Annotated in this window: 3 protein-coding genes; all 3 read left to right on the top strand. The window is 42.6% G+C overall.

The features are described from left to right. Positions 1-8: 8 nt before the first annotated feature. A complete protein-coding gene (locus DW47_RS17880; protein WP_206537847.1) occupies positions 9-98 on the top strand; it encodes a T6SS immunity protein Tli4 family protein in 90 nt (29 codons plus the stop codon). 40 nt (positions 99-138) lie between these two features. Next, positions 139-1,269, top strand: coding sequence for a T6SS immunity protein Tli4 family protein (locus DW47_RS0109655; RefSeq protein WP_161606701.1), 1,131 nt, complete (start codon positions 139-141; stop codon positions 1,267-1,269). A gap of 40 nt (positions 1,270-1,309) precedes the next feature. After that, positions 1,310-2,082: hypothetical protein (locus DW47_RS0109650; protein WP_029686237.1), on the top strand; the 773-nt coding region annotated here is incomplete at its 3' end.

Below are 2,082 nucleotides of genomic sequence, written 5' to 3'. Positions count from 1 at the left end.
ATCAACGTATGCCAGCGACCTCCTACAGCAAAGAGGAAATTATTACCTTTTGGGACACCCTTAGCCGTAGCGTCCGTGTCCGTCCAGGAGCTTTTTGACCGGTCGAAAAGGATGATGGATTACTAACAAGGTATCACAATGGATAAAATAAAACGGAGAGTGATTGCTCTTGCTGTTTTTGTTGCGCTGGGATATGGGGGGTATCAATATTTTCGCCCTTATGCACCTTCTCCACAAAAACTGACATTATCACAGCAGGAAGCTATGAAAAAACTGAATTCCGAAATAAAACCTTATTGCGTCGGGCGTTATATGCTCGACCTGCCATCATCCTTTGTAGCCTATAATGATTCTGCGCCATTGGAAAAAAATCTCTGGGCAGCGGTAATATCCAGACCAGAAGATATATATAAAACCTATTTGGTGACAAAGAAAATGTACCATCCCAGTTTTAAGCAGTTAATCGCATTGCGTGAAAAGACTCTACAAAACAGTAAAACTATAGATGTTCAGGATATGCCCTTTTTGAAAAAGGTTTGGTTGTTGCCGGACGGTATGGATGGTGTAATTTTTGAACGGAATGATAATGCGGGTACCGCAGATTTTATTCGAACACTGGAAGGTTATTTATATACTAATGGCGTAGTTATTAAATTTCAGAAGCAAACCATTAATGATTCGAGCTCTATATATAATGAGCAACGAAGGGGGCGGCCAGCCAGAAACTATGTCCCTAATGATGTTAGCCAGATGCAATCGCTGATGGCAAGGATAAGCGGTAGGGAGAATGACGACATTCCGACAGCACCAGGTTCCTGTGTCACTCATGCGTTTATTGCCAGCGACCTGACGGAAAAGGATGAAGAAGATATTAAGATAAGATTTATCAGTAATATTTTCGATAATATACGTGTTGTGATTTCCAATAATAACTTTACACCGGAAGAAAATACCCTATTAGACAGGATGGGAGAGATAAAGAGTAATATCTCTCGCTCACGAGGAAGAGTAGAAAGAAATGGTGCCTTTATTGTCAATGGTTTACAGGCGCAGGAATTTCTAGCAGCAGGCTTACAGGAGGATAACGATGAACCTCGATATCAATTTGAAATGTATATCAATGAGATGACGGCCAGTTACCAGAGTCCGAGTTTTATGCTGATCTTAAATAATCAACGTATGCCACCGACCTCCTATAGCAAGGAAGAAATTATCGCCTTCTGGGATACCCTTAGCCGTAGCGTCCGTGTACGTCCCGGAGCTTTTTGAAAGGTCGAAAAGGATGATGGATTACTAACAAGGTATCACAATGGATAAAATAAAACGGAGAGGGATTGCTCTTGCTGTTATTGTTGCGCTGGGATATGGGGGGTATCAATATTTTCGCCCTTATGCGCCTTCGCCACAAAAACTGACGTTATCACAGCAGGAAGCTATGAAAAAACTGAATTCTGAAATAAAACCCTATTGCGTCGGTCGCTATATGCTCGACCTGCCATCATTCTTTGTGGCCTATAATGACTCTGCACCATTGGAAAAAAACATCTGGGCGGCGGTAATTTCTAGGCCAGAAGATATGTATAAAACTTATGTAGCGACAAAAAGGATGTATCCTCCGGGATTTAAGCAGTTAATCGCATTGCGTGAAAAGACTCTACAAAACAGTAAAACTATAGATGTTCAGGATATGCCCTTTTTGAAAAAGGTTTGGTTGTTGCCGGACGGCATGGATGGGATGATTTTTGAACGAAATGAAAATGGAGGCGTTTCAGACGCAATGCGTATTCTGGAAGGATATCTGTATACCAACGGTGTGGTTATTAAGCTGCAGAAGCAGACAGTCAATGACTCAGCGCCACGCTATGAAACGCAGCGCCTTGGTGACCCTATTCAGAACTATGTGCAAGCTGATGTCAACCAGATGCAGGAGCTGATGGCAAGGATAAGCGGTAGGGAGAATGACGACATTCCGACAACACCTGGTTCCTGTATCACCCATGCGTTTATTGCCAGCGACCCGACGGCAAGGGAACGGGAGGATATTAACATAGGACTTATCAGTAATACTTTCGACAATATACG

Source organism: Tatumella saanichensis, from assembly GCF_000439375.1.
Taxonomy (GTDB): Bacteria; Pseudomonadota; Gammaproteobacteria; order Enterobacterales; family Enterobacteriaceae; genus Tatumella; species Tatumella saanichensis.
This window is presented reverse-complemented; position numbering and strand designations above follow the sequence as displayed.

Bases quoted from the DNA above. Each gene is read 5' to 3' on its own strand.
- DW47_RS17880 (WP_206537847.1), top strand. From the start codon at position 9: ATGCCAGCGACCTCCTACAGCAAAGAGGAAATTATTACCTTTTGGGAC.
- DW47_RS0109655 (WP_161606701.1), top strand. From the start codon at position 139: ATGGATAAAATAAAACGGAGAGTGATTGCTCTTGCTGTTTTTGTTGCG.